This window comes from Vibrio sp. Vb1166 (genome assembly GCF_033338695.1).
Classification (GTDB): Bacteria; Pseudomonadota; Gammaproteobacteria; order Enterobacterales; family Vibrionaceae; genus Vibrio; species Vibrio alginolyticus.
Genome location: NZ_JAWOTE010000058.1, coordinates 1 through 8,437 on the forward strand (window position 1 = coordinate 1; position 8,437 = coordinate 8,437).

Consider the following 8,437-nt stretch of genomic DNA (forward strand, 5'->3'; position numbering starts at 1 on the left):
TGAGTAGTTTTACAGGCAAAGCCGAAACGGATGATAACCACCTACTGAAGTAGGTGGTTTAGGGCTGAAAATAAAAAGTCGGCTTACAGGCCGACTTTTTTTAACTCTTCTTCTGCAAAGTCTGCCGTAATGGGCACATAACCATCTTTCTCAACCAACGCTTGTCCCTGAGCAGAAAAGATAAAGCGAATAAATTCAGCTTCAATTGGTGTTAATGGGTAATCAGGGTGCTTATTCACGTAAACATATAAGTAACGTGATAGTGGGTACTTACCACTAACAATATGTTCTCGCGTTGGAGTCACGTAGTCATTTCCCATTTTAGCCACAGGGACTAAGCGCACACCTGCCACTCGATAACCGACACCGGAATAACCAATTCCACTGATGGTTGACGCTACAGCTTGCACAACTGACGCGGAGCCTGGCTGCTCGTTAACTCGGGTCTTGAAATCGCCGCCACACAAGGCATTACTTTTGAAGTAACCATAAGTTCCAGAAACGGAGTTACGACCAAACAACTGTACGTTTCGCTTTGCCCACTGTGATTCAAGGCCGAGTTGCTGCCAGTTTGTTACAAATTGACTTTCACCACAGCGTAGCGTGGCAGAAAACAAAGCATCTAATTGACTAAAGTTAAGACCTTGAATTGGATTATCTTGATGAACAAAAATACCGATTGCATCGATGGCTACCCTAAGCGCCGTTGGCTTGTAGCCATGTTCACGTTCAAACGCTTCAACCTCTCTTAAACGCATAGGGCGGCTCATGGGACCAAACTGAGCTGTTTGTTCGGTCAATGCTGGAGGGGCAGTAGAAGAGCCAGATGCTTGGACTTGCGCATTAATATTCGGGTAAATGGATTTAAACTCTTCAACCCAAAGCGTTGTCATACCCGCAAGTGTATCGGAGCCAACAGAGAGCAAGTTCCCGACAATCCCCGTCGTTTTATGATAACTCGGCAATGGTTTATCTTGAGCGCCAGCCATACAGGAACAAACAAGCGCGAATAAACTGAATGTTTTTGCCAATCGTAACGCCATTATTTCACCACCAAACGCTCAGGCAATACGAAAGAAAACTTACTGCCCACGCCTACTTCACTGTGAATTTCTAAATGAGAGTCATGGTGACTCAGCGCGTGTTTTACAATGGCAAGCCCTAAACCACTTCCACCAGTATCACGTGATCTTGCTTTATCCACTCGATAAAAACGCTCAGTAAGTCGATGGAGGTGCTGAGGTTCAATACCATCACCACTATCTTCCACCTCTAAGCATGCGCCTTGAGAGGTCTGGAACCAACGAACATTAATGTTCGCACCAGGCGGTGTGTATTTGACGGCATTATAAACGAGGTTAGAGATAGCACTACGTAACTGGTCATCATCGCCCAGCACGCGTAGGCTAGCATCAACATCAAATTTCAATTTATGTTGGTTGTCCCCACTAAGGCTAACCGCCTCTTTTTCTAACACTTCAAGCATCGCGGGCACATTCACGACTTCCTCAAGCTCATGCATAGGTGCCGCTTCAATTTTAGATAGTGTCAGTAGTTGGTTCACCAAACTGTTCATGCGGTTAAGCTGCTCCGTCATGACACCATGAGCTTTGCTCCACATAGGACCCACGACCATATCAGGATCTTCTGTCATCTCAAGATAACCTTGTAGCACCGTCATTGGTGTACGCAGTTCATGAGATACGTTGGCAAAGAAGTTGCGACGCATTCCCTCAAGTTGTTTTAACTGGCTAACATCACGCACCACCATCAAATGTTCACCTTCGGTATACGGTACGATACGTAGTTCTAGCATGCGTTCGACATTGAGTGGTGAACGCATTTCTAATGGCTCTGAAAAGTCTTTCTTGTTGAGGTACTTGATAAAATCAGGTGTACGAATGAGATTGGAGATAGGTTGACCTGAATCTTCTGGCCAATGGAAGCCCAGTAAGTGCTGAGCCAGCTTGTTGCACCAAACAATATTGCCTTCAGCACGGAATACCACTACCGCATCGGGTAGCGATTCTGCACCATTTCGGAATCGACGAATAAGATTAGTAAGCTCTTTTCGTTTGCGGCGTTGGCGCTGTTGTAAGCGATACAACCCATTGAACAAAGATTCCCAATTACCGCTACCAGATGGTGGCGTGAGGCGTTTTTCATCCCATAACCAAGAAGATAAACGTACTTGGTTATGCAAATGCCACACAAGCTGCAATGCCGTAGCAGCCAAAAGCAACCACGGCATATAACCGAATATCCAACCTACTATCACCCATGGGGTGTAAAAAAAAGCCAGCTCCCAGGCCAGCTTTTTCCACGTTAATCTTTCAACCACTCATAACTCCAGAAATGGTACCGATAAGCTGCGTGTTAATTTATGCCTTCGTCGAGAAGCGGTATCCAGCACCACGAACAGTTTGGATCAGCTTATCATGCCCTGCAGCTTCCAATGCTTTACGCAGGCGGCGAATGTGAACATCGACTGTACGGTCTTCGACATACACGTTGGTGCCCCAAACATTGTTTAATAGCTGCTCACGGCTGTATACGCGTTCTTGATGCGTCATGAAAAAATGAAGCATCTTAAATTCTGTAGGGCCCATGTCTAATGGCGCATCATTAGCCGTAACACGGTGCGATACAGGGTCAAGCTTCAATCCCTGTACATCAATTACATCTTCTAGTGCAGTCGGAGTAACGCGACGAATGACCGCTTTTAAGCGTGCAACCAACTCTTTAGGAGAGAATGGCTTAGTAATGTAGTCATCCGCACCAACTTCTAAACCACGCACTTTATCTTCTTCTTCACCACGAGCGGTAAGCATCACAACTGGAATGTTGCGCGTTAATTCCTCTCGCTTCATATGTTTGATGAAGTTAATGCCACTACCGCCTGGTAACATCCAATCCAGTAAAACTAAATCAGGGAAGGGTTCAGCCAGTTTGGTTACTGCAGTATCGTAATCTTCCGCTTCTACCGCTTGGTAACCTTTCTGCTCAAGTACGAAGCACAGCATTTCGCGAATAGGAGCTTCGTCTTCAACAACCAGAATCCTTCTAGACATAATTGAGTAACCTTATGTTCGTTGAGCTAATGAATTTAAGAGACAAAGCGCCTCTCTTTGCATAAGCATTATCACTACCAATTATGACACTTTTGTGACCTTTGAAAACAAATTTTCATATAACTTTCTTTTGAGGTTCATTCGGATATTTTTCATTTCTATTAAGACATCAGCACAAAAATTCCCTATGATTAGTCCCTTGTCATCAAGCCTAGAGAAGATTTATGTGGTTTAAAAACTGTCTGGTATACCGCGTTAACCGCGAGGTTACTTTTAACGCCGAACAACTAGAAACTCAGCTGTCTGAATTCCGATTCACCCCGTGTGGCAGTCAAGACAAACAGAAATTTGGCTGGGTCAGTGCAATGGGTAGACATGGCGATATGATGACTCACGTGTCAGAAAACCGCATTCTGATTTGCGCCAAGAAAGAAGAGAAAATGCTACCTGCCTCTGTGATCAAAGAATCATTGAATGCAAAAGTAGAAGCAATGGAAGCGCAAGAAGGTCGTCCTCTGAAGAAGAAAGAGAAAGACAACCTGAAAGATGACATCGTAATGGATTTACTGCCGCGCGCATTCAGCCGCAGCAGCCACACTCACGTGCTTATCATGCCAAAAGAAGGTTTTATCCTTGTTGATGCAAGCAGCTACAAAAAAGCAGAAGATGTATTAGCATTGCTTCGTAAAACCATGGGTAGTCTACCTGTTGTTCCTGCTATTCCAGAGGTGGCGATTGAAACTACGCTAACCGAGTGGGTGAAAAGCGGTGACACACCTCAAGGTATCAGCATGATGGACGAAGCTGAGCTAAAATCCGTACTTGAAGAAGGTGGTGTGATTCGCTGTAAGAAGCAAGAGCTAACCACTGATGAAATCCGCAACCACATCGCTGCGGATAAGGTCGTGACGAAACTTGCGCTTAATTGGCAAGATCGTATTGAGTTCATTATGACGGAAGATGCAGGCATCAAACGTCTAAAATTCTCTGATGAATTGAAAGATCAAAACGATGATATTCCACGTGAAGATCAAGCAGCTCGATTTGATGCAGACTTCTCTCTAATGTGTGGAGAGTTCAGTGCTTTCCTTCCCAACCTATACGATGCGCTAGGCGGCTTACCGAATCCTAACGCATAATATTGTATAAAGGTTAACCATAACGCCCTCACTTTTTTTGAGGGCGTTTTTCTATCTGAAGCACAATTACCCTAGTCACAGTTCACATTTTGACGTAAAATTTGCGCCCCATTTCCATTAGGTGGAATTGGCCTGACTTGTGATCAGATAAAAGAGAATTGAGCAATGACAACTGAGAAAGCATTCGTGCCTGAGCTACTATCTCCAGCGGGCAGCCTGAAAAACATGCGTTACGCATTCGCCTACGGGGCAGATGCAGTTTACGCTGGCCAACCTCGCTACAGCCTTCGCGTACGTAACAACGAGTTTAACCACGAGAACCTAAAAATCGGTATCGATGAAGCCCACGCCCTAGGCAAAAAGCTTTATGTGGTATGTAACATTCAACCACACAACTCGAAGCTAAAAACGTTCATCCGTGATCTTAAGCCAATCGTAGAGATGGGTCCTGACGCATTGATCATGTCAGATCCAGGCCTAATTATGATGGTTCGTGAAGCTTTCCCAGAAATGCCAATTCACCTTTCTGTACAAGCGAACGCTGTAAACTGGGCGACCGTTAAGTTCTGGGCAGCGAATGGCGTGGAACGTGTGATCGTTTCTCGCGAGCTATCTCTAGAAGAAATCGAAGAAATTCGTGAGCATTGCCCTGAAACTGAGCTTGAAGTATTCGTTCACGGTGCATTATGCATGGCTTACTCAGGTCGTTGCCTACTTTCTGGCTATATCAACAAACGTGACCCTAACCAAGGCACTTGCACTAACGCATGCCGCTGGGAATACAAAGTTGAAGAGGGTAAAGAAAACGACGCTGGTGATATCGTAGAGAAATTCGACCCGACTGAAGCACAGCCTGTCGAAGTACAAGACGAGCGCCCTGAAACCACAATTGGTCGCGGCCAACCAACAGATGAAGTCGTTCTGCTTTCTGAAGCGCACCGTCCAGAAGAAAAAATGGCGGCTTACGAAGATGAGCATGGTACTTACATCATGAACTCTAAAGACCTACGAGCGGTTCAGCACGTTGAACGCTTAACTAAGATGGGTGTTCACTCATTGAAAATTGAAGGTCGTACTAAATCGTTCTACTACTGCGCACGTACCGCTCAAGTTTATCGTAAAGCAATTGATGATGCTGTAGCAGGTCGACCATTCGATGAAAGCCTAATGGGTACACTAGAAAGCCTAGCTCACCGTGGCTACACTGAAGGCTTCCTACGCCGTCATACACACGATACTTACCAAAACTACGATTACGGTTACTCAGTCTCTGATGCTCAACAGTTTGTTGGTGAATTCACAGGCAAACGTCGTGGTGACATGGCTGAAGTAGAAGTAAAAAATAAGTTTCTTGTCGGTGATAGCCTTGAACTAATGACGCCAAAAGGCAATATTGTTTTCACGCTAGAAGCGATGGAAAACCGTAAGTCAGAGTCTATTGAGGATGCCAAAGGGAATGGTCACTTCGTCTTCATTCCAGTACCAGCAGATCTAGATTTAGAATACGGTCTATTGATGCGTAACTTGAACTCAGGGCAGGACACCCGTAACCCGACTGGTAAGTAATCATGGCCTTGCTCATTACTGACAAATGCATTAACTGCGACATGTGTGATCCCGAATGCCCCAATGGGGCAATCAGTATGGGAGAGAGCATTTTCGAAATTGATCCAGCGCTATGTACAGAGTGTAAGGGGCATTACGAAAAGCCGACCTGTCAGTCAGTGTGTCCAATTACAAAATGCATAATCACTGATCCGAACCATGTCGAAACTGAAGAGCAGTTGCTTGAAAAATTCGTGATTATTCAAGGGTTAGCATAAGAGCAATTAGGTTCAACTTTGGCATCAAAGTTGAACCTTTTCTCAACCTGATTTTTCAATAGGGATAATATTGCAGAACAGCTCTTTTTCAAAATGATACTCTAGTCTCTCACGCCAATTTTCCGCTTGAGAAACAGGTATTAAATAAAAGTTTTCTCGGCTCGTATCAGTAACGAAAGCCATCCCATATTGCATCAGCTCATAATGCACATCATTAACAAAACCCGGATCAAGGCGTTGACGCCCAGTCAGGTGATTCACATCCTCTCGAGTCAAAGAGACTCCTTTAGTATCACTGCTAAATCTGTGTCTTAACCACTCTGCAAATTCTTTTGCACAAATCATAGTCATGGTTTTGTCCTTGATTTACTCTTCTAACAGGAAAAGGGCATATCCCTGCCTTACACACTTGTCTGCGTTGTTATCGCTTTTTAGCCAACTGACAGACATATTGCTAAGAAACCAGAGTATCGTGACGAAAGATCTTTTTCTAAACAAAGAAGTTACAACTTACCCATACTACAACTCTTTGTTTAATTTAGATTTCTATAATATGTCCCCAAAACTAATTGGGTTAGTTTTTGTATTGGTATTATTCAATGTAGACAAAAGTATGATGTTTCTCCAGTTTCATAAAAGAGATCACCAAGTACAGATAAACCTGGAGAGTAACACTAATTAGGATTGATAAGCGGCAAGCATTGAGGTGGAACGACTTTTTTTCGTTTGGGCTTAGAGGTTGTTTTTACCCGTGGAGGGATATCAATAGGTTTCGCTTTCGGGGCCCAACTTGCAAGCTCAGCACCGCAGCCATCGCCTACTGGAGGTGGTGATTGATCAACACAATAGTCGCTCGAATCAGGACAAGACAACCTGACGTGAAAGTGGTAATGATGCCCCCACCATGGACGCACTTTACGTAACCAAGAACGATCTTTGCCGTTTTCTTGCAAGCAAAGTTGCTCCTTAATAACAGGATGTACAAAAATTCGTGCAACATCCTTACTTTTTGAAGCGTACCGAATTAGTTTAAAGTGTCGTTCTTCCCAGCGATGATTAAGTATGGAATAACCTTTTAAATCCACCACACTCATGGGCTTAGGAAGTTGTAATTCGTTATAAGAAAGCGGTTGGTCAGCAAGTCTTAACCAGATATCGATATCTAACCCAGTTTGATGACTAGAATGACCAGAGGAGAACCTTCCACCTCTAGGTAAAGATAAATCACCAATTAACAGAGTGGTGTTGAGATTTTGATGAGCTTTAAGCGCCAGATTTTCAATAAACTCTATCGTTTTAGGGTGCCCATAGTAGCGCTTCGTTTTACTACGTAAGACTTGATAACCAACGCCATCGAGAGGCAAGGGTAATGCACCATCTAAACAACCGTTAGCATAACTACCAATAGAGGAGGAAGAGTTTCGGGTAGGATTAACCACAGACTCCCAAGGAGTAGAACATACTGAAGCTGAGAAACATAAACCCAAAGTTACAATGAAACTCAGCCTCATAGCCTTTAACCTTTAGTAGTGTTCGCCATTATCGTAATAAGCTTTAGGAGATAAGGCGGAAAAGATAACTGCAACATCAATATCGGCACCAGCGATACCGCGCACTTGTTGCGTAATAAGCTTGGCAACTTCATCTTGCACTTCCTGGCCACGGTCGAACCAAAGCACTTCGACAAAAGGATATGCAGCACTCACCTCACCCTCATTGAAAAACGTAGTGTAGATATACTCAAAAGTAAAATCCTCACGCGGACAGTCCATTAGAGGCTGAAGTTCATCCGTAAGGGGTTTTGATAATGCCTGAACAGCTTGTGGCTCTACAGCACGGAATCGAAAATGTGGCATAAACTTACTTCCTAATTATTAGCATTAATGCATGATGATAACAGGAACCAAGTCAGTAATCATCCAAGCCAATGTAACCACTGACCTTTCAATAGATTGTGAATCAGATGTGCTCGATAACGAAGAAAAAGTGTTATGAAATTCGAAGGTAAAACAGAAAGAGCAAAGCGATACATCAACATTTAGTAATTACATTACTAGAAAATAAAACTATCTGAAGCAAAGGTATGCCATATTCGTTGGATAAACATACACCTGACATCGAAACTATACGTTAGGAATAAAAGAGACCCTGACCTAAGCCAGAGCTTATGAATATGGGGGATAGGTGAAGTGGACCAATATCCCGGAGATATGAACTTTCAATCCCCCGATACTTTGGTATCAGAGGAATCGACAACTCTCCAACTAGTCAGATTCTCTTTTCTTCAGATGCAAAAAAGCCCCAGCATTACTGCTGAGGCTTTAGAGTATGGCAGGGGTGGAGAGATTCGAACTCCCAACACGCGGATTTGGAATCCGCTGCTCTGCCAATTGGAGCTACACCC

General features: G+C 43.9%; 9 protein-coding genes. 3 read left to right on the forward strand and 6 right to left on the reverse strand.

Translation table 11 applies throughout. The annotated features are described in order from the left end of the window. Nucleotides 1-83 precede the first annotated feature (83 nt). Genes R7E51_RS23845 through phoB form a run of 3 tightly spaced genes read right to left on the reverse strand, consistent with a single transcriptional unit; the run spans nt 84 to nt 3,071 of the window. Nucleotides 84-1,043 (reverse strand): PstS family phosphate ABC transporter substrate-binding protein, encoded by a 960-nt coding sequence (locus tag R7E51_RS23845; RefSeq protein WP_017821959.1) that lies wholly within the window; start codon nt 1,041-1,043, stop codon nt 84-86. Next, nucleotides 1,043-2,341 carry a phosphate regulon sensor histidine kinase PhoR gene (gene phoR / locus R7E51_RS23850; RefSeq protein ID WP_005383667.1) on the reverse strand — a complete coding sequence of 433 codons (1,299 nt, stop codon included), beginning with the start codon at nt 2,339-2,341 and terminating at the stop codon, nt 1,043-1,045. Before phoR ends, R7E51_RS23845 begins: the two co-directional genes overlap by 1 nt. A gap of 40 nt (nt 2,342-2,381) precedes the next feature. Beyond that, nucleotides 2,382-3,071, reverse strand: coding sequence for a phosphate regulon transcriptional regulator PhoB (gene phoB, locus R7E51_RS23855; protein WP_005381752.1), 690 nt, complete (start codon nt 3,069-3,071; stop codon nt 2,382-2,384). 224 nt (nt 3,072-3,295) lie between these two features. On the opposite strand from phoB, the gene rdgC reads away from it, so the two are divergent. From rdgC to R7E51_RS23870, 3 genes are all read left to right on the forward strand, one after another. Next, on the forward strand, nt 3,296-4,210 hold the full coding sequence (rdgC, locus tag R7E51_RS23860) for a recombination-associated protein RdgC (protein WP_005381753.1): 915 nt from the start codon (nt 3,296-3,298) through the stop codon (nt 4,208-4,210). 165 nt (nt 4,211-4,375) lie between these two features. Continuing rightward, nucleotides 4,376-5,776 (forward strand): prephenate-dependent tRNA uridine(34) hydroxylase TrhP, encoded by a 1,401-nt coding sequence (gene trhP, locus R7E51_RS23865; protein ID WP_206958563.1) that lies wholly within the window; start codon nt 4,376-4,378, stop codon nt 5,774-5,776. Nucleotides 5,777-5,778: 2 nt separating this feature from the next. Next, nucleotides 5,779-6,033 (forward strand): YfhL family 4Fe-4S dicluster ferredoxin, encoded by a 255-nt coding sequence (locus R7E51_RS23870; RefSeq protein ID WP_005381763.1) that lies wholly within the window; start codon nt 5,779-5,781, stop codon nt 6,031-6,033. Nucleotides 6,034-6,075: 42 nt separating this feature from the next. Here the strand turns inward: R7E51_RS23870 and R7E51_RS23875 are convergent, their stop codons facing one another. The 3 genes from R7E51_RS23875 to R7E51_RS23885 form a co-directional block, all read right to left on the reverse strand. Further along, nucleotides 6,076-6,384, reverse strand: coding sequence for a hypothetical protein (locus R7E51_RS23875; RefSeq protein WP_005381765.1), 309 nt, complete (start codon nt 6,382-6,384; stop codon nt 6,076-6,078). Between the two features lie 323 nt (nt 6,385-6,707). Beyond that, nucleotides 6,708-7,544 (reverse strand): penicillin-insensitive murein endopeptidase, encoded by an 837-nt coding sequence (mepA, locus tag R7E51_RS23880; protein ID WP_206958562.1) that lies wholly within the window; start codon nt 7,542-7,544, stop codon nt 6,708-6,710. Nucleotides 7,545-7,556: 12 nt separating this feature from the next. After that, nucleotides 7,557-7,889, reverse strand: coding sequence for a DUF1904 domain-containing protein (locus tag R7E51_RS23885; protein WP_005381768.1), 333 nt, complete (start codon nt 7,887-7,889; stop codon nt 7,557-7,559). Nucleotides 7,890-8,437 lie beyond the last annotated feature (548 nt).

Bases quoted from the DNA above. Each gene is read 5' to 3' on its own strand.
- R7E51_RS23845 (WP_017821959.1), bottom strand. From the start codon at position 1,043: ATGGCGTTACGATTGGCAAAAACATTCAGTTTATTCGCGCTTGTTTGT.
- phoB (WP_005381752.1), bottom strand. From the start codon at position 3,071: ATGTCTAGAAGGATTCTGGTTGTTGAAGACGAAGCTCCTATTCGCGAA.
- rdgC (WP_005381753.1), top strand. From the start codon at position 3,296: ATGTGGTTTAAAAACTGTCTGGTATACCGCGTTAACCGCGAGGTTACT.
- trhP (WP_206958563.1), top strand. From the start codon at position 4,376: ATGACAACTGAGAAAGCATTCGTGCCTGAGCTACTATCTCCAGCGGGC.
- R7E51_RS23870 (WP_005381763.1), top strand. From the start codon at position 5,779: ATGGCCTTGCTCATTACTGACAAATGCATTAACTGCGACATGTGTGAT.
- R7E51_RS23875 (WP_005381765.1), bottom strand. From the start codon at position 6,384: ATGACTATGATTTGTGCAAAAGAATTTGCAGAGTGGTTAAGACACAGA.
- mepA (WP_206958562.1), bottom strand. From the start codon at position 7,544: ATGAGGCTGAGTTTCATTGTAACTTTGGGTTTATGTTTCTCAGCTTCA.
- R7E51_RS23885 (WP_005381768.1), bottom strand. From the start codon at position 7,889: ATGCCACATTTTCGATTCCGTGCTGTAGAGCCACAAGCTGTTCAGGCA.